Annotated in this window: 15 protein-coding genes and 1 pseudogene; 9 read left to right on the top strand and 7 right to left on the bottom strand. The window is 45.0% G+C overall.

What is annotated here, in order from left to right; all coding sequences use genetic code 11:
- Positions 1 to 22: 22 nt before the first annotated feature.
- The 3 genes from BCT34_RS21415 to ftnA form a co-directional block, all read right to left on the bottom strand.
- Positions 23 to 1,216 carry an NAD(P)/FAD-dependent oxidoreductase gene (locus tag BCT34_RS21415; RefSeq protein ID WP_076654451.1) on the bottom strand — a complete coding sequence of 398 codons (1,194 nt, stop codon included), beginning with the start codon at positions 1,214 to 1,216 and terminating at the stop codon, positions 23 to 25.
- Positions 1,217 to 1,465: 249 nt separating this feature from the next.
- Positions 1,466 to 1,789, bottom strand: coding sequence for a universal stress protein UspB (gene uspB, locus BCT34_RS21410; protein ID WP_009848060.1), 324 nt, complete (start codon positions 1,787 to 1,789; stop codon positions 1,466 to 1,468).
- Positions 1,790 to 1,857: 68 nt separating this feature from the next.
- Complete coding sequence (gene ftnA / locus BCT34_RS21405; RefSeq protein WP_017066029.1) at positions 1,858 to 2,385, bottom strand: non-heme ferritin; 528 nt, start codon at positions 2,383 to 2,385, stop codon at positions 1,858 to 1,860.
- Positions 2,386 to 2,574: 189 nt separating this feature from the next.
- On the opposite strand from ftnA, the gene uspA reads away from it, so the two are divergent.
- Positions 2,575 to 3,009, top strand: coding sequence for a universal stress protein UspA (gene uspA, locus BCT34_RS21400; RefSeq protein WP_017631982.1), 435 nt, complete (start codon positions 2,575 to 2,577; stop codon positions 3,007 to 3,009).
- 52 nt (positions 3,010 to 3,061) lie between these two features.
- Positions 3,062 to 3,940: a carboxylate/amino acid/amine transporter gene (locus BCT34_RS21395; protein WP_076654452.1), complete on the top strand. Its 879-nt coding sequence runs from the start codon at positions 3,062 to 3,064 to the stop codon at positions 3,938 to 3,940.
- 112 nt (positions 3,941 to 4,052) lie between these two features.
- Here BCT34_RS21395 and BCT34_RS21390 read toward each other — a convergent pair whose 3' ends face one another.
- The 3 genes from BCT34_RS21390 to BCT34_RS21380 all read right to left on the bottom strand — a co-directional run bounded on the left by BCT34_RS21390 (position 4,053) and on the right by BCT34_RS21380 (position 8,776).
- Positions 4,053 to 4,643 carry a hypothetical protein gene (locus BCT34_RS21390; RefSeq protein WP_076654453.1) on the bottom strand — a complete coding sequence of 197 codons (591 nt, stop codon included), beginning with the start codon at positions 4,641 to 4,643 and terminating at the stop codon, positions 4,053 to 4,055.
- 121 nt (positions 4,644 to 4,764) lie between these two features.
- Positions 4,765 to 5,544 (bottom strand): class I SAM-dependent methyltransferase, encoded by a 780-nt coding sequence (locus tag BCT34_RS21385; protein ID WP_076654454.1) that lies wholly within the window; start codon positions 5,542 to 5,544, stop codon positions 4,765 to 4,767.
- Between the two features lie 112 nt (positions 5,545 to 5,656).
- Complete coding sequence (locus BCT34_RS21380; protein WP_076654455.1) at positions 5,657 to 8,776, bottom strand: EAL domain-containing protein; 3,120 nt, start codon at positions 8,774 to 8,776, stop codon at positions 5,657 to 5,659.
- Between the two features lie 126 nt (positions 8,777 to 8,902).
- On the opposite strand from BCT34_RS21380, the gene asnC reads away from it, so the two are divergent.
- Positions 8,903 to 9,367: a transcriptional regulator AsnC gene (gene asnC, locus BCT34_RS21375; protein WP_008218581.1), complete on the top strand. Its 465-nt coding sequence runs from the start codon at positions 8,903 to 8,905 to the stop codon at positions 9,365 to 9,367.
- A gap of 120 nt (positions 9,368 to 9,487) precedes the next feature.
- On the opposite strand, the gene prlC is transcribed toward asnC, so the two are convergent.
- Positions 9,488 to 11,530 carry an oligopeptidase A gene (gene prlC / locus BCT34_RS21370; RefSeq protein ID WP_076654456.1) on the bottom strand — a complete coding sequence of 681 codons (2,043 nt, stop codon included), beginning with the start codon at positions 11,528 to 11,530 and terminating at the stop codon, positions 9,488 to 9,490.
- Positions 11,531 to 11,808: 278 nt separating this feature from the next.
- Between prlC and BCT34_RS21365 the strand changes: the two genes are divergently transcribed.
- The 6 genes and pseudogenes from BCT34_RS21365 to BCT34_RS21340 all read left to right on the top strand — a co-directional run.
- The gene (locus tag BCT34_RS21365) at positions 11,809 to 12,648 is read left to right on the top strand and encodes a 23S rRNA (adenine(2030)-N(6))-methyltransferase RlmJ (protein WP_076654457.1); all 840 of its coding nucleotides are present in this window, start codon (positions 11,809 to 11,811) and stop codon (positions 12,646 to 12,648) included.
- A gap of 188 nt (positions 12,649 to 12,836) precedes the next feature.
- Positions 12,837 to 14,192, top strand: coding sequence for a glutathione-disulfide reductase (gorA, locus tag BCT34_RS21360; protein WP_076654458.1), 1,356 nt, complete (start codon positions 12,837 to 12,839; stop codon positions 14,190 to 14,192).
- 182 nt (positions 14,193 to 14,374) lie between these two features.
- Positions 14,375 to 15,691, top strand: coding sequence for a serine/threonine-protein kinase (locus tag BCT34_RS21355; RefSeq protein ID WP_076654459.1), 1,317 nt, complete (start codon positions 14,375 to 14,377; stop codon positions 15,689 to 15,691).
- Between the two features lie 2 nt (positions 15,692 to 15,693).
- Positions 15,694 to 16,287: an ECF-type sigma factor gene (locus BCT34_RS21350; protein ID WP_076654460.1), complete on the top strand. Its 594-nt coding sequence runs from the start codon at positions 15,694 to 15,696 to the stop codon at positions 16,285 to 16,287.
- Between the two features lie 122 nt (positions 16,288 to 16,409).
- Positions 16,410 to 18,134, top strand: coding sequence for a hypothetical protein (locus BCT34_RS21345; protein ID WP_076654461.1), 1,725 nt, complete (start codon positions 16,410 to 16,412; stop codon positions 18,132 to 18,134).
- 128 nt (positions 18,135 to 18,262) lie between these two features.
- A pseudogene (locus BCT34_RS21340) lies at positions 18,263 to 18,529 on the top strand (DUF6482 family protein); the annotation flags it as partial.
- Positions 18,530 to 18,586 lie beyond the last annotated feature (57 nt).

Below are 18,586 nucleotides of genomic sequence, written 5' to 3'. Positions count from 1 at the left end.
AACTTTATTGTTCCAAAACAGCTTAAACCCACTGACCTGCTGCAAAGCCAGAGCTCCAACACCATTGGAAATTGTAGCCACCAAGCCAACCTGTTACGTCCATCACTTCACCAACGAAGTAGAGGCCAGAGACGCTCTTACATTCCATGGTTTTTGAAGATAGATGGTTGGTGTCCACACCGCCTAGGGTTACTTCGGCAGTTCGGTAACCCTCGGTGCCGTTTGGCGCGATTTTCCAGTTCTCTAGGTGTTCTACAATGGCATTCAACTGTTTTTCATTAAACTGCTTGAGCGGCTTGTCTTCTAGCTCTTTACGGTCGATCAACACTTCCACGAAGCGCTTTGGCAATGCCTTCGCCAAGGTGTTTTTTAGGCTCTGATTTGGGTGCTTCTCGCGAGAGTTAGACAATAGCTCAGCGACATCCACTTCTGGTACCAGGTTAATCGAAACCGACTGACCCGCTTTCCAGAACGACGATATTTGCAGTACCGAAGGGCCAGATAAGCCGCGGTGCGTAAACAGCAGCGCTTCTTTGAACAAGGTACCGTCTTGCGCCGTGATCTCGGCAGGAATTGCGATACCAGAAAGCTCAGCGAACGCTTCTTTATCTTCTTTATGCAGAGTGAATGGCACTAAGCCTGCGGTAGTCGGCATCACTGATAAACCAAACTGCTCGGCAATCTTGTAGCCAAATGGCGTTGCGCCCAGCTTAGGCATGGATAAACCGCCAGTCGCTACAACCAATGAATCACACTCAACTTCGTCGGTATTGAGGTGCATTTTGAAGCCAGAGTCTGTTTTTTCGATAGAATGAACGTCGCAACGGTAGCGTTGTTCAACTTTTGCTTGCTTACATTCGTCAAGCAGCATGCTCACAATGTCTTTTGCGGTGTGGTCATTCACACAGAACAGCTGGCCGTGATCGCGCTCTTCGAATTCAATGCCGTACTTGCTCACCATCGAGATAAAATCCCAGTTAGTGTATTGAGACAGGGCTGACTTCACGAAGTGAGGGTTGTTACACAAGAAATTATTTGCTGAAACATCGTAGTTAGTGAAGTTACAACGACCGCCACCTGAGATTAAAATTTTTCTGCCTGGTTTCTTTGCATGATCAACCACCAGCACTCGTCGGCCACGTTTACCAGCTTCCGCAGCACACATTAAGCCTGCGGCGCCCGCACCAATTACGATTACATCAAATTTTTCACTCATGTGGTTCTGCTTTTCTTCACTTTTGCAGCTCGAGTACACCCTGTTCTCGAAATGCCATCAATAAAAAAGGATGTGCATAAACAGCACATCCTTACTAATTGCTCGCTATTTTAGCGGCAATTTTAAACTTTGCAATTGATGTTCAATTGTACAATTTGCAGACAGCAGCAAACGACTACTGGGCTTAGCGAACCGACAACCGGAGCGTTACACCAAAAATCAAATTTCTACTTCACTCGTACTAAACAATTAGACGATGAAAGAAGACAGCAACGTTACACCCAGCAGAGCAGAAGAGAGTATGAATAACTGCCTTACACGATCGCACTTCGAAGTAAAAACTTCGTCATGATGATGGTGGTACTCTTTACTTTTGATGTAACTAAACAGGCGCACCTGTTTGGTCATATTGCCATGGGTTGTGAAAAAACCACCTCCGTCTACTTGTTGATAAAGTAGAGGATGTGCTTCTCGCATTATATAAATGAGCGTTCTTAGCGCAGTAAAATAACGCGCCCAGTTCACGCAAGTCACAACCATTAGTGCAAATAGAATAGTGTCGCCGCTGATCATCCTTTCCTCCCTACATCTTCATAAGAAAACTCAAAAGAAAAAGATAATCAGTGTCTTTTTCGAACTACCTAAACGGCAGGAGCTTCCATAATTGAAGATGAACCATCTTTTGCCAATTGCGCTAGGTCTTTATCAATAAAGAACAGTGCTTTACCGTCTTCACCAACAAGTTCTAGCTTATCCAATACACCTTTAAACAACTTCTCTTCTTCGTGTTGCTCTGCAACATACCATTGCAGGAAGTTAAAGGTTGAGTAGTCTTGTGTGCTGAAAGCAACGTGAGCCAGTTTGTTGATCTTTTCAGTAATCATCTGCTCATGTTCATAAGTTTCACGGAACACTGCGCCAAGGCTTTCGAATTCGTGTTTTGGCGCTTCGATCGCGCCTAGAATTGGCATTGCACCTGTTTCGCTTACATAAGTGAAAAGACGCTGCATATGTTCCATTTCTTCTACTGCATGAACACGCAGAAACTCTGCTGCACCTTCAAATCCTTTGTCTTCACACCAAGCACTCATTTGTAAGTATAGATTGGATGAGAAAAATTCTAGGTTAATTTGATCATTCAGTTGCTCAACCATAGTTTTTGACAGCATTTAAGACTCCTAATTACATCCTCAATTTTCTCTACTATATCACTATTTAATGAATATCTCGCTGGCCATTAGTTAACCAATATTTCGGGCAGTCACTACGCAAGACAGTGGATATGAGATCACTTCAGCAAAAAAAGCCATCGCATAGTGCTAATCTTTAATCAGACAATGAATAAAGGAGGTAGCGATATGAGTTACAAACATATTTTGGTCGCAGTCGATTTATCAGATGACAGCAAATTAATTGTGGATAAAGCGGTAGCATTGGCGAAGCCATTGGAAGCCAAAGTCTCTTTTATCCATATCGATATTAACTACGCGGAGCTCTACACCGGCCTGATTGATATCAACATGGCCGAAACCCAGCACAATGCGATGGAAGCGTCTCGCATTCAGCTGCAAAACTTTGCAGAGCACGCTCAGTACCCGATCACCCATACCCTCGTAGGCAGTGGTGATTTGAGTCATGAACTGTGTGACACCATCAACGAGTTCAATGTTGATCTCGTGGTTTGCGGTCACCATCAAGATTTTTGGAGCAAGCTGCTTTCTTCAACGCGACAACTGATCAACGCATCTCCGGTTGATATGCTGGTCGTGCCTCTAAGAGATTCAGAAGACTAATGATTTAAGGTTAGGTAACATACAGCTCATATCTTATTAACGAAGTTTTACTATGAGCTATTTAGCTGGTGTTACCCTCCTATGGGCCTTCTCCTTTAGCCTGATAGGTGTTTACCTTGCGGGTCAGGTTGATTCTTGGTTCTCTGTTTTAATGCGTGTTGCCCTTGCTGGCATCGTATTTCTTCCTTTCCTAAAGTTTCGTGGCATCTCGCGTAAGCTGATCGCTAAATTGATGGCAATTGGTGGTATCCAGCTCGGCCTGATGTACTGCTTCTACTATCAGTCATTCTTACTGCTATCCGTTCCAGAAGTCCTTTTGTTTACCGTTTTCACGCCAATTTACGTCACGCTGATTTATGACTTCCTCAAAGGGCAATTCTCTCCGTGGTACTTAGTGACAGCGGCAATTGCGGTATTGGGCGCAGTATTCATTAAATTCGCAGGCATCAACGAAAACTTTTTAGTTGGTTTCCTCGTCGTGCAAGGCGCGAACCTGTGCTTTGCTATCGGTCAGGTGGGCTACAAGGTGGTGATGGAGAAGGAGTCAACCGAGTTACCTCAGAGAACCGTATTTGGTTACTTCTACTTAGGAGCATTATGTGTTGCTTCGGTTGCTTTCATGCTATTGGGCAATCCAGAGAAACTGCCAACCACCACACTTCAATGGGGAATCCTGATCTACCTTGGCTTGATTGCATCGGGGCTGGGTTACTTTATGTGGAATAAAGGCGCGTGCATGGTGAATGCTGGTGCGCTGGCGGTGATGAACAATGCATTAGTGCCTGCGGGCCTTGTGGTGAATATCCTGATTTGGAACAGAGATGTCGATTTGGTTCGATTATCTATTGGTGGCGCTGTTATCTTGTTCTCTTTGTTCGTCAATGAAACCTGGGTGAAGAAACGCGTAGCAAGATCGGCAAGCAACGCCTAACGGCTTTAAATGAGCGGCATGAGTTTGCTCAGGTAACCCCAAAAAGCAAAAGAGCGACCTAAGGTCGCTCTTTTTAAATCATCGCTGTAGCAATAAACCGTTCGAATCAACTTCAGTGGATATGATTATGGCTCACGACCTGAGTCTTGGTTTCAGTGAAGGCCACATCATCAAGCTGTAGGTTGATGCGTTCCAGGTCACTTTCCAATTTCTGGCTTTTCTTAAACAGCTTTTGCTGCTTCTTAATCATCTTCGCGAGCTTTTTGTTGTACTTCTCTTGTTTCTTGGCTGCTTTCTTCGCTTGTTTGAGTTCAGCTTTCTCATCACCGCTCGCCTTCGCCATCCGTTTTTTCAGCTTGGCTTTTTTCTGCGCTGCTTCTTTTTTTACAAGCTCAGGAGCAATATCAGCTGCGGCTGGATCGAACATTTGTACGCTCGGCTCAATTGTCTCGTTGATTTCCGCAAGCGATAGCTCTGGTGCGGGTAATGTTTCCGCTAACAGGCCGCATGCAACTTTCTCTTCAACGGGCTTGTTTTGACAACCAAGAGGTGGAATTGCAGTTGGTTTGCATAGATTTGCTTGATCCACCGAAGAACGCGCGCAAGAACGACACACGAACTTTGGTTCAGTAACCAAGCTATGGATTTCGCCCAAGTGCTCAGTGATATCTCGACGGTTTAACTTACAAAAGCGTTTAGCCATGCTACAACTCCATCTAAGAATAATAATGATTCTTAGTTAGATATACATCCGTAACGCGACTATCGCAAGTGTTAAATGGCAATTTATCGTATTTATGACGGGAAATTTTCTTAGCGTATCTCTAAGTCATTGATGCTTTAACATACACATCAAAACGGTTCTTTTTCGTTTCGATTGCCATGCTCGGTTTCTGCTCGTCTAACCATGCTGCGTAATCCGGCCTTTTTACTACAACTCGCTTCGATGCCAACTTCATCGCTGGCTCTAAAAGACCATCCGCATCCAGATCGGCACCCACTAAAGATTGGAATACGCGCATCTCTTTCTTAACCAAAGCCGACTTCTTCTTGTTCTCTGGGTGTGGGTACATTGGATCGAGATACACCACATCAGGCTGTTCGAAGTCAGGATCATTGCAGAGTTTATCTAGCGCATCGTGACTTGAAGCGTGAATCAACTTCATACGTTCACTTACCCAACCACCGATGTCAGGGTCTTGTTGCGCTCGTTGTAAGCCATCATCAAGCAGTGCCGCCACAACAGGGTGGCGTTCCACCATCTGCACCTTACAACCTAGAGAAGCCAACACAAACGCATCACGCCCTAAACCTGCAGTGCCATCTAGGATAGTTGGCGTTGCACCTTTGTTTAAACCTGCCGCCTTAGCAATCGCCTGACCTTTGCCGCCACCAAACTTACGTCGATGTCCAACCGCTCCACCGACTAAATCAACAAAGATAGCACCCAGTTTTGGTTCATCGACTTTGCGTAGCTCAAGTCGCTCGCTAGTCAGCACCAAAGCAAATTCGCTGCTTTCATCGTGAGATAAATTCCAACGGGTCGCTAAATCATTTAGATGATCGATTTGGGTAGCATCTTCGCAAATCAGTTGTAGTTGCAAGGTCGTCTCCAACAGACAGTAGTATTCAAAACAAAAGAGGCAACCAGTTTACCTGATTGCCTCAACAATACATATTAGCGGTGAAAAGTATTCCCAGCTAAAGTAGGTTTACCTAAACCAATTGCTCTATTTCACGTTCTTGTCTTAACTCTTCAATGAGCTCCGCCAGTGGCTTAGGTCGACCTATGATGTAGCCCTGTGCGTAGTTCACACCTAGCTCGATCAGCTTGTCGATAATCTGGGTATTTTCAACGAACTCGGCCACAGTGTGCTTACCCATCTGTTTCGCGAGATCATTGATCGAGCGAACCATCACATGGTCCATCTCATTCACATCAATATCACGTACAAACAAGCCATCAATCTTCACAATATCGACCGGCAGCTTCTTTAGGTAACCAAACGACGATAACCCTGAGCCAAAGTCATCCAGTGCAATCATACAGCCGAGCTCTTTAATGCGAGTGAAGAACTTGATCGCCTGCTTCATGTTACTCATGGCGGCCGTTTCGGTGATCTCTAAACAAATCTTATGACATGGCACCGATGAATCGCTTAGGTTTTCGATTAAGAACTCAACAAACTCACGATTACCCATAGAATGGCCAGAAAGGTTGATAGAGCACATCCCCAATTCTTCAATAACCTCTGGGCGTTGCTCTAGCCAGTTCAAGGTTTGACTGACAACTTGGCGGTCAATCAAATGCGCGATGTTATAACGCTCTGAGGCTGGCATGAAGATCCCTGGGGAGATGTATTCCCCTTTGATATTCTTGATGCGTACTAAGATCTCAAAGTGCATTTTATCGCTGTCTTCATCTAAGCCAAGAATACGCTGCGCAAACAACTCTAAGCGATCGTTAGCCAAGGCCTCATGCACTAAGTTCACGCACTCCATCTCTAAATGACGACGACGTAAATCTTCATCATCTTGATGGTAAAGGTTATAGCGATTACGCCCTTCCTCTTTGGCCGCATGACAGGCGGCATCGGCTTGAGCATGCACCATCTGCGGTGAGGCTGCGGTGTGGTCAATCAATCGGATACCAATCGAACAGGTCAAGTTCAAGCGAATATCATCCCACAAGAACGGATTCTCACCCATCATCGAGATAATACTGCGACACACATTAACGGCGTCTCGTTCGGTACAATCTTTCATTAGTACGGCAAATTCGTCACCACCCATTCGTGCCAACACCGCATTGTATGGCAGCACATCTTCGAGCAGTTGCGCACTAAACAAGATCGCGGCATCACCCGCTTCATGCCCAGCGGTGTCGTTCAATACTTTCAGTTGGTCTAGATCTAAGAACAACATCGCGTGAGTTCGCATATGACTCTCAACCTCTTTGAGCGCTTTTTGCAGCTCTTGCTCAAAGTGGTTGCGGTTAAAGGTATCAGTCAGCAAATCGTACTGTGCTTGATACTCTAACTTTGCTGATAGTTCGTGTGTTTCGGTGATGTCTTCACCCACAATCAATAGCTGATCAGATTCCACCAGCGGGCGGATATTTTCACGAATCCAGATCTTGCTGCCGTCGGCATGGCGATATTCGATATCACGACGCCACACCCCACGGATCTTATGCTGAGGCTGCAACAAGATATGACGAGGAATCATCGCGTTCTCATCAACATAGAACTCTCTAGGACGATGGCCTAGCAACTTATCGAGAGGGTAGCCCAACAGCTCTTCGGCAAACTGGTTCACTTGTTGGATGCGGTTATTGCCATCCAAGGTAATCATCATTACGGGCTGTTTGTCGTAATAGAGTTTTAGGTTTGCTTCACGTTGGAACAGCTTATTCTCAGCGAGCTTACGCGAAGTGACATCACGCGCTTCAAATAGGAACTGAACGTCTTCTTCAGTGCCCGGCATCGGTTTCAACGAAATATCCAACACCATCGCACCGCGATCCCGACACCATACCTCAGCCTCAAATCGTAAAGCTGGATGCTCACTTTTTGCCATGAAGTATTCTGTCAGCACTTCTCGCGCGGACTCTTCCCAGTGTTGATGTTTTTGCAGAGGTGTTCCAAGTTTATAGCCTTGGTTATAAAGCAGCTCATGCAGCTTGCTGTTACTCGACAGCAGCACACCGCCTTTATCGATGATCCCCATAAACTGCAGGCTTTGGTCGAATATCGACTCCAGCAACAGTTGGCTTTGGCGGCTAGCACGCTCACTTTTTTTAAGGCGATTGAGGTAATACACCAAAGTTGCGATGACACATGACATAACCAAAAACAGCAAGCCTATGGTGCGAATTTCATCGCGATAGCGTACTAAAAATGACTTTGGCTTGTTGAGGAAGGTCACCGAGGCTTCATTCTCGGCACCCAAACCCCATCTTGAGATCTGTTGGTAATCAAGTTTGATTTCTGGCGCGCCAGCAACCACCAATGGCAATGGTGCCTTGGGGTTTTTCAGTACACTCAACAATACGCGCCCGGTGTCTCGGCCTTGCGTTTCTCCGCTTTGAATCACGCCACCAATCGCACCAAAACCTAGCCCTAGATCGTGCACCATGTACAATGGCGTTTGGGTCTTGATATTCAGTTGTCGCCAATCTTCATCACTGCTCACTCTACCTTGCGCATCGCGGTAATACGCCCAAAACAACAAGCTCTTGCCTAGATCAGCACGTTGAGAAAATTTCATTAACTCTTGGTAGGAATCCGGCACATAGTGCTCAACGAGAGCAGAAAAATCGGGATGGGTTTTGATGAACAAATCGATTTGAGAACGAATCGCCTCACCCGTGACCGAGTGATCAGTAACAATGTAGATTTTCTTTACGGTAGATTGAATACGCTTAACTAGCTCAATATTGCCAACTAAGTCGATATCTTCGGTGATGCCCGTCGCGTTCAAACCTTCGATCATTTCAGGGGAGAAGTTGTTGATGCCACCAAAGATCACTGGCGTATCTTTAAGATCGGGCGCAAGGCGCTTCATTAGGTTGAGCGCGTTATTGTCACTAACGACAATTGCTGCAAATTCTTCATGCAGTAACTTGGTATGATAAAGCTGATACACGCGCTCTAGGTATTCTGGGTTTTGAGTGCGTTTACTATCGAGATAAACCACACGGTAAGACAGCCCGTCACGATCGAGCTCATCTGATAATCCTTTATGGAAATCATCTGTCCAAAAAAAGCCTTGGTGGTAGGAGTGGATCACCAATACATCCTTTGTCTGAGCTGAAGCAAACACACTCCAACACATCACAATAAAAAATAACGAAAATCGCACTGAATTCACCCTAACCCTATAGTTACTGCTAATATTATCACCCTTGGCTATGATGTGTACTCAGGCCGGTATGTTTTTCATTCAATCTAAGGATTATGCATGTCCACAACCACAGCTCGTCTCGATGATCTAGACCGTGCCATCCTCAAAACCTTGATGGAAGATGCACGTACTCCTTATGCTGAAATGGCAAAGCAATTCGATGTCAGCCCTGCGACGATTCACGTTCGTATCGAAAAGATGAGATCGGCCGACATTATTGAGCGAACGGAAGTTGTGGTTAACACCAAAAAGCTCGGTTACGACGTGTGTTGTTTTATTGGCATCAACCTTAATGCAGCCAAAGATTACCACTCTGCGATCGCGAAGTTGAATGCCTTAGATGAAGTGGTTGAGGCGTACTACACCACCGGTGCTTACAACATTTTCGTTAAGTTGATGTGTAAGTCGATAGAAGAGCTGCAGTTTGTATTGATCGATAAGCTGCAAGCGATTGATGAAGTTCAGTCGACAGAGACTCTGATTTCATTACAGAACCCTATCAACCGCAATGTGAATCCATAACCTTCATTCGATTTGTTTGGCATGATGCGCAGACAAAAAAGAGCCTCTAATTAGAGGCTCTTTTCGCTATTAACTCGCAATAAAGCTAAGCAACTACCGCAGTTACGGAAATGATAGCAATTACGCGTTGATTCCCGCATGGCGCAGCATTGCGTCGATTTGTGGCTCACGACCACGGAAGCGTTTGAACAACTCCATCGGCTCTTCGCTGCCACCCATTTCAAGGATGTTGTTTAGGAAACGATTACCGGTTTCAGTATTGAAGATACCCTCTTCTTCAAATGCTGAGAACGCATCTGCAGACAATACTTCTGCCCATAGATAGCTGTAGTAACCTGCGCTGTAGCCACCAGCAAAGATATGCCCAAAGCTGTGCGAGAAGCGGTTCCAATCCAGGCTTGGCAGTACCGATACCTTAGACTTCACATCCGCTAGCGTCTCTAATACGCGAGCACCCACTTCTGGGTCGTATTCTGTGTGTAAAGTGAAATCGAACAAACCAAGCTCTAGCTGACGTAGGATAAACATCGCAGATTGGAAGTTCTTCGCCGCTAGCATCTTCTCTAGCATCTCTTTTGGCAGCGCTTCACCCGTTTCGAAGTGACCAGAGATGAACGACAACGCCTCTTCTTCCCAACACCAGTTTTCTAAGAACTGGCTTGGCAGCTCAACCGCATCCCAAGGCACACCATTGATACCCGCAACTGCGCCCGCTTCTACTTGCGTCAGCATGTGGTGGATACCGTGGCCAAACTCATGGAACAGAGTCACTACTTCATCGTGGGTAAACAGCGCTGGCTTGTCGCCAACTGGCTTGTTGAAGTTACACGTTAGGTAAGCGACCGGTGTTTGCAGTTCGCCAGATTCAGTAACACGACGACCACGACAGTCATCCATCCAAGCACCGCCACGTTTGTGCTCACGAGCGTATAGATCTAGGTAGAAGCTACCACGCAGTGTTCCAGTCGCATCAAAGATATCAAAGAAGCGCACTGACTCATGCCAAGTGTCGACGCCTTCACGCTCTGTTACCGACATGCCAAACACACGATTTAGTACTTCGAACAAACCTGAAACCACATTCGATTCAGGGAAGTAAGGACGAAGCTCTTCATCAGAGATCTCGAATAGGTTCTGTTTTTGTTTCTCGCTGTAGTAAGCGATGTCCCACAGATTTAGCTCAGAGACACCAAACTCTTTCTCAGCAAACTGACGTAGCTCTTCTACTTCACGCTCACCTTGCGGTTTTGCTTTTACTGCTAGGTCATTTAGGAAGCCAAGTACTTGGTCTGGCGTCTCTGCCATTTTAGTAGACAGTGATTTTTCGCTGTAAGTGCTAAAGCCAAGCATGCGCGCAATCTCGTGGCGCAGCTTAAGTTGCTCAGTAATGATCTCAGTGTTATCCCACTTACCTGCGTTTGGACCACGATCTGAAGCGCGCGTTACATACGCTTCATACAGTTCTTTACGCAGCTCTTGATTATCACAGTAAGTCATCACAGGTAAGTATGATGGGATATCTAGAGTCAGTAGGTAACCTTCTTGTTCTTTAGATTCCGCTGCTGCTTTCGCTGCCGCCAGTGCTGATTCAGGCATACCTGCCAGTTCAGCTACATCTGTGATCTGCTTGCTCCAACCCATGGTTGCATCAAGCACATTGTTTGAGAATTGAGAGCCTAGCTCAGACTGGCGCTTACTGATCTCGCCATAGCGGTGCTGCTCGTCTGCTGGTAAGCCAATGCCTGACAGTTCGAAATCGCGCAGTGCATCGGTAATGGTTTTTTGTTGAGCTCGATTTAATGCCGAAAATGCTTCACTCGCCTTGATCGCTTTGTACGCTTCAAACAGGCCTTTGTGTTGACCAACCCACGTGCCGTACTCAGACAACAGAGGCAAACAGCTTTCATACGCTTCACGCAACTCGTCACTGTTCACAACCGAGTTCATGTGGCTTACTGGTGACCAAACACGGCCTAAACGATCATCCACTTCTTCAATTGGAGCAACTAGGTTGTCCCAGCTTGGCGAAGTATTACCTTCAAGTACTTGTTCTATCTTGTTGCGACACGCTTCAATCACTTGCTCAACCGCTGGCTTAATATGCTCAGGTTTGATTTGTGAAAACGGAGGTAAGTCCGTGAAGGTTAATAGCGGATTAGACATATAAACATTCCTTTGGCGTTAGAGACTTTCGTCTTTTTGTAATGAGGTCGTCTTACAGTCATCAGGCTAAAGTTCGCCCTAAAAAATCACCTGCGAATAGTTATTAAATAGTGCCCAACAAGGCAAATTTCAATAGTAGAACCAATAACTAACTGCATATTGCTAGCGACTGTTCCTGAATTGTTCGAGAATTTATGGTCCATTGAGGGTTATAATAGTCAGATTACCCCCACCTACACTAACCACACTCTAAATCGAGAGTGTTACGAGAGTTTAATTTGTTAAGTTATCGCCACAGCTTCCACGCAGGTAACCATGCCGACGTAGTAAAGCATATCGTACAGAGCCTTATTCTTAATTCTTTGAAACAGAAGGATAAGCCTTTTGTTTACCATGACACTCACTCTGGTGTAGGTCGTTACGACTTAACGCATGAATGGTCTGAAAAAACAGGTGAATACAAACAAGGTATTGCTCGCGTGTGGGAGCAAAAAGACCTTCCTGAAGACATTCAAAGCTACCTTGGGTCTATTTCCATTCTAAATAATGGCGAGAAACTGCGTTACTACCCAGGCTCTCCACGTGTTGCACGTGCGCACCTGCGTGACCAGGACCGCATGGTACTGACAGAACTTCACCCTGCCGATCACCCTCTGCTTGAGCAAGAGTTCCACCGCGATCGTCAGGTATCTATCTACAAAGAAGATGGTTTTAAGCGCTTAAAGGGTAGCCTGCCACCAAAAGAGCGTCGTGGTTTGGTACTGATCGATCCACCTTACGAGCTAGCAAAAGAGTATCGTGATGTCGTAACAGCCATTGCTCAAAGCCATAAGCGCTGGGCAACCGGTATCTACGCAATTTGGTACCCGGTAGTAAACCGCTGTGACATCGAAGACATGATCGAAGGGCTAGAAGGCTTGGGCATCAACAAGATTCTACAAATCGAACTTGGCGTATCACCAGACACCAACGAGCGCGGCATGACAGCATCAGGCATGATTGTTATCAACCCGCCTTGGAAGCTAGAAAGTCAAATGAAAGAGATTCTTCCATTCCTGAAGGAAGCAATTGCGCCGGCAACCGGTCACTTCAAAGTAGAGTGGATCGTACCCGAGTAATCTCGAAATTAACGTCATAGCCTGACGAATATTCGGCAGATTGTGACGTACACGAATAAATTTTAAACAGGGAGATTGAGTTCAACCGATCTGCCCTCAATATAATAATTAGACAATTTAAGAATCTATAGGACGTAGGTGTTCAGTGCTCTCACTGTACCCACAGCCTTCAATAAATGGAGAAAGTAATGGCGACTCATTTTGATTACATCTGTATCGGCGGCGGTTCAGGCGGCATCGCATCAGCAAACCGCGCAGCAATGCACGGTGCAAAGGTTGCACTTATCGAAGCTCAAGACCTTGGTGGTACTTGTGTAAACGTTGGTTGTGTTCCTAAAAAAGTAATGTGGCACGGTGCTCAAGTTGCTGAAGCTATCAACCTATACTCTGAAGATTACGGCTTCGACGTAGACGTAAAAGGCTTCAACTGGAGCAAGCTAGTTGAAAACCGCCAAGCGTACATTGGTCGTATCCACCAATCTTACGACCGCGTACTAGGCAACAACAAAGTAAACGTAATCAAAGGCTTCGCTAAGTTCGTTGACGAAAAGACGGTTGAAGTTAACGGTGAACACTACACGGCCGATCACATCCTGATCGCAGTCGGTGGTCGTCCAACGATTCCAAACATCCCAGGTGCAGAATACGGCATCGATTCAAATGGCTTCTTCGAGCTAATGGAGCAACCAAAACGCGTTGCGGTTATCGGTGCAGGCTACATCGCAGTTGAGATCGCAGGCGTACTAAGCGCACTTGGTACAGAAACACACCTGTTCTGCCGTAAAGAGTCTCCACTGCGTAGCTTCGACCCAATGATCGTTGAAACGTTGGTTGAGGTAATGGAAGCAGAAGGTCCAACACTTCACACGCACTCTGTGCCTAAAGAAGTAGTGAAAGAAGCTGATGGCACACTGACTCTACACCTAGAGAACGGCAACACTCAAAACGTTGACCACCTAATCTGGGCTATCGGCCGTCACCCAGCGACTGACGCTATCAACCTAGCATCAACGGGCGTTGAGACGAACGACCGTGGCTACATAAAGGTAGACGAGTTCCAAGCGACTAACGTTCCTGGCATCTACTGTGTTGGTGACATCATGGAAGGCGGCATCGAGCTAACACCTGTAGCAGTTAAAGCAGGTCGTCAGCTTTCTGAGCGTCTATTCAACGGTCAAACCAACGCGAAGATGGACTACAACCTAGTTCCTACTGTTGTATTCAGCCACCCACCTATCGGCACAATTGGTCTAACGACTCAAGAAGCTGAAGAGCAGTATGGCAAAGACAACATCAAGGTTTACACATCGGGCTTCACTGCGATGTACACAGCAGTAACCAAGCACCGTCAACCTTGTAAGATGAAGCTAGTATGTGCTGGCGAAGAAGAGACTGTCGTTGGCCTACACGGCATCGGCTTCACGGTTGATGAAATGATTCAAGGCTTCGGCGTTGCAATGAAGATGGGCGCAACCAAAGCAGACTTCGACTCTGTTGTGGCGATTCACCCAACGGGCAGCGAAGAATTTGTTACTATGCGTTAATCGCAAGCAGTAAGATTGAAACGAGAAGCAGGCTTAGGCCTGCTTTTTTATGTCCGCTTGAACAAAAAAAGAACGTACACCGCACCGACATATAAAAAATTATAAAAGATTGTCAAATCTCAGCAAAATATATAGCTCGTACTTATAGAATCCCGTTCATAATAATTATTGAACAAGCGACAATGTCAGTAGCCAACACCCATATAACCAAACTTTTTTATCAATTATTGGATCTATCTGAGACAGAAAAAGCAAAGTACCTAAAAGAATTAAAATCACACCAAGTCGAACTGTATAACAAACTTTATCCCCTTATCTGCACTTCAAATGTAGATCCTCTTACACATATATTTGGTGTAAATGCCCTTCAAGTTACGGATAAAAAAACTAACTTTTCTAATACATACATTGATAAGTACCACTTATCTTACGAAATAGGACGTGGCGGTATTGGTGTAGTCTATGCTGCAACTCGAGTCGATAAGACATTCCATCAAGATCTTGCCATAAAGCTCATTCAACCTGCGTTATCCCACCTCATAGATAAAAAGTATCTGTTTCAAGAAGCACAAGCACTTGCTACGTTGAATCACCCATATATAACCAAGGTGATCGACGGAGGTACACATGCAGGGTCTGTCTACATCGTGATGGAGCAAATTAAAGGTTGTACGTTAAATGAGTACCTTGCTACCTACCGTTTGAGTTACACCCAAAAGCTCAATCTATTTTTAAAGATATGCGCGGCTATCTCGCACGCCCACAGACACCAAGTACTTCATACTGACTTAAAGCCAGAAAATATACTCATAGACAGTGAAGGTCACCCCAAGATACTAGACTTTAATTTAATGAGAGGAATCTGTGACCAATTATCAGAGCATCCACTCAGTATCAGTGCCTACAGCCACGATTACGCTAGCCCTGAGCAAGTCAACGGAAGCCCACCCACAGCTCAATGTGATATTTACTCCCTAGGAAAAATATTGAGCTTTATGTTTCCTAAGTTGCAACTAAGGCAGGGTGACTTAAATTGCATCATTCAAAAAGCGACTCGACGTCACGCCTCATTGCGCTACACAAGTACCAATGAATTGCATAACGACATTCAGCAGCTGATCGCTTGCCGCCCGATCTCCGCATATCAAGACCAACCATTTTATTCAGCACTGAAGTTATGCCAGCGCCATCCTATTCAATGTGCTTTGTCTACCGCACTCATATGGTGTGGTGTAGGTTTCTACACGCCTTTAATCAAAAAAAGCCAGCAACTTCAAATAGAGAAACGCGCTTCAGAAAGAGTGACAAAGCAATTTGTCCGAACACTTTCGCAAATAAAAGACAGCCGTAGAACAAAGATATCAATCAATACGGTGCTCAAACATACGCATAAAGCTGTTTTAAGAGACCCAGACATACCAACAAAGACAAAGACGAAATTGTTGCAAATAATCGCCCCACAAGCTGTTCGCTCAGAATCAAAAAAAGGAAACTGCTAAACATGGGTAACCACCTAACCGATATAGAATCGGTCATGAACGATTGGAAAGCTGGGCATAAAGGGGCAGAAGAAAAACTCTATCAGTTCGCTTACGCTCACCTCTATACACTCGCTCAAGAAGAGAGAAAGAGAAGTATAACCAGGCATGAGCAAAGCTGTTGGATGTCTTGGAATAGCATCAACAACACAACGGCGTTAGTTCACGATGCTTACCTCAAGCTCTCTTCTTCCGATACCCAATCAATAAAAGATACTCGTGACTTTATGTTGATGGCAGCAAAAATCATGCGACAAATACTCATCGATAACGCTCGTCGCCAACAAGCTAAAAAACGTCAACACCCTGCAAAAGTTCCCCCTCAAGAAGAGAGGCATTTCGAACAACTGATCATTATAGATAAGGTTGTTGACCACTTTACTTTGAGTTACCCAAGGCAATCAAAAGCATTCAAACTGAAATACCTTATGGGCCTTCAAACTCAAGAAATTAGCCAGCTACTGGCCTGTAGTGACAGCCTAATTGAGAAGGATTTAAAATTTTCTCGCTGTTGGTTAATGAGGAAAATAAACACACACCACAACCCAATTTATTAAAAAATAATTTACGGAATTTCACTCAAATTTCGTGTCTTGTGTAAGCCACTCTACAAAGGTAAAAACGCCGCATATCTTAATTAACCTAAAAATAATTACTGTTCAGAATAAGGATAAAAGTAATGAAAAAGGTAACGTTATTAGCGGCTGCGGTGGCGCTAGGCTTAGCAGGTTGTGGGAGTGATAGTTCGAATTCAGGTGTAACAACACCGACAGAACCACCGACAACCAACAAATTTATCGATGCAGCTGTTGAAGGTATCTACTACAACACTAGTTCTGGCTTAAGCGGCGTTACGAATAGTGAAGGCGAGTTTACAGCTAAAACTAGCGACACGGTTACCTTCTTCATCGGTGGTGAAAGCGGCTTAAAAGTAGGTGCGGCATCAAACCGTGATGTACTGACTCCATTTGAAGCAGCGGGAAAATACGCTCGCGCACTTAACCTAGCAATTCTACTTCAATCTCTGGATAACCAGTTTGGTAGCACTTCAGATGAAGTACTGACAATTCCAGACGTGCTACGTGCTCCTGATACTGCTACGTTATTGAAGATGAAAGACCTCAGTCTTGATGATCGTGCTAGCGTAACTGATTTCCTAGATACGATGGGTGTTGACTCTGCAAATATCACATCAGAAGGCGACGCTCTGACTCATATGCAGTCTGCGTTTGGCTCAATGGAACGCGGTAGTGACTCTGCAAATCCATTTATCACTGCTGGCAAATTCCTTCGTTACATTGATGTCACCCAGAACTCCGACAAATTCATATACGTCCACGCAGACAAACTCATGGAAGAGGAAATGTTCAAGCGTACTCGCGGCATGACCGAGATGACGTTCAAAGTAAACTCTGCGGACTCAGTCACTTTGTTTTCGGGATCTAACGACTATTCATTATCAGAAAGCTTTGCTGAGCAATATCTAACATGTGTATCTAACTCTGCTCATCAATGGATAGATGAAGACAGCTCGAAGCTACAAGGTTGTGATACAAACAAGGATGGTGCTGTAGACCAAACAAATGGCTCAATGACACCTGATAGCAAATTTGTATTGAATAACGCGTTTGCCTACAAACTACGAGATTTATATCAATCAGCAACAGTTGATGAAGAGTTCACAACCAAAGACATCGAAGGATGGAAGCCATTTGATGCACAAAAAGCATCTGACTTGAATCACTACACAGCAAACAATATCTGGGATGACAAAGATGAAGACAGCGACACATCAAACTGGATTCGTGATACTACTTCTGGCTCTTTCGATCCTGTAACTGGCATTTATTCTGAGATCGTTAAGAAAGAAACACTGGGGAGCGACGCTAGCAATAGCCCATCTCGCGTAACAGAGCGTGTGGCTTACTACTACGAAATTCCAACAAAAGATTCTGAACGTTACGTAGATTTCACTGGTACATGGGAAACGAAAGAGTACTGTGACAATGGCGAAGTTGCAGTGAGTACTATGGTGTTCGGCGCAACAAAAGTAACGACATCAGGTTCTGAGTGTGGCAGCGATAACGGCGGCCAATCTTCGCCAGAAGATATGGGGCAGTTTGATGCAACCTACGCGGAGTTAGGTGCTATCGATTACTGGTGGTTTGGTCAAACAGGCCGAGCTTCTAAAGCGACACTAACAGAACTGAACACCGTTGTTCGTTTCTGCGACCAAGACAATTACGTTGCAGGCTCGTCTTGTAACTCAAACGATGAATACTTCGTTAAATGGGAATACCAACCGGCTGGCACCAACTGGGATGAAGGCCTACTTATTCGCCGTAAGATGGATAACACAGGTAACACCGATGGTCGTGTTAGTATCATGCAGAAAATCAACTAACCGCTGAGTTAGTTTGATGACTTAATCAGAAACCAGAAGCTATGCTTCTGGTTTTTTTCATTTCTAAGCTACATGAACCTTCAAACAACTATTAACGTAGATACCAAAACAAAGACCTATCTAGAACAGCAATGGAGTTTGTGATGAATCTACTAATTGAATCATTTGAAGGCGGGATCTACTTGGCTTACCAAGTCGTTGGCGAGCAAAAGCAATTAATCAAAGATGACCACCAGCACCCAATGAAGTTTTTGAGTGTTAACCAAGCACGCGATCACTTTAGCGACCAAGCCGTAGCATCTGCAATGCTGATTCATAACAGTGCCTACGACGAAATGTGCGGTGAGCATTGCGATAATACACAACCTTTCGAGATTGATCTGAAGTGGAGTTGAGTCAACTTCAAATCAATTGCGATAAAAATTGAAAGGCTTGCATCAATGCAAGCCTTT

This window comes from Vibrio sp. 10N.261.45.E2 (assembly GCF_002875705.1).
Classification (GTDB): Bacteria; Pseudomonadota; Gammaproteobacteria; order Enterobacterales; family Vibrionaceae; genus Vibrio.
This window is presented reverse-complemented; position numbering and strand designations above follow the sequence as displayed.

Bases quoted from the DNA above. Each gene is read 5' to 3' on its own strand.
- BCT34_RS21415 (WP_076654451.1), bottom strand. From the start codon at position 1,216: ATGAGTGAAAAATTTGATGTAATCGTAATTGGTGCGGGCGCCGCAGGC.
- uspB (WP_009848060.1), bottom strand. From the start codon at position 1,789: ATGATCAGCGGCGACACTATTCTATTTGCACTAATGGTTGTGACTTGC.
- ftnA (WP_017066029.1), bottom strand. From the start codon at position 2,385: ATGCTGTCAAAAACTATGGTTGAGCAACTGAATGATCAAATTAACCTA.
- uspA (WP_017631982.1), top strand. From the start codon at position 2,575: ATGAGTTACAAACATATTTTGGTCGCAGTCGATTTATCAGATGACAGC.
- BCT34_RS21395 (WP_076654452.1), top strand. From the start codon at position 3,062: ATGAGCTATTTAGCTGGTGTTACCCTCCTATGGGCCTTCTCCTTTAGC.
- BCT34_RS21390 (WP_076654453.1), bottom strand. From the start codon at position 4,643: ATGGCTAAACGCTTTTGTAAGTTAAACCGTCGAGATATCACTGAGCAC.
- BCT34_RS21380 (WP_076654455.1), bottom strand. From the start codon at position 8,776: ATGTGTTGGAGTGTGTTTGCTTCAGCTCAGACAAAGGATGTATTGGTG.
- asnC (WP_008218581.1), top strand. From the start codon at position 8,903: ATGTCCACAACCACAGCTCGTCTCGATGATCTAGACCGTGCCATCCTC.
- prlC (WP_076654456.1), bottom strand. From the start codon at position 11,530: ATGTCTAATCCGCTATTAACCTTCACGGACTTACCTCCGTTTTCACAA.
- gorA (WP_076654458.1), top strand. From the start codon at position 12,837: ATGGCGACTCATTTTGATTACATCTGTATCGGCGGCGGTTCAGGCGGC.
- BCT34_RS21355 (WP_076654459.1), top strand. From the start codon at position 14,375: ATGTCAGTAGCCAACACCCATATAACCAAACTTTTTTATCAATTATTG.
- BCT34_RS21350 (WP_076654460.1), top strand. From the start codon at position 15,694: ATGGGTAACCACCTAACCGATATAGAATCGGTCATGAACGATTGGAAA.
- BCT34_RS21345 (WP_076654461.1), top strand. From the start codon at position 16,410: ATGAAAAAGGTAACGTTATTAGCGGCTGCGGTGGCGCTAGGCTTAGCA.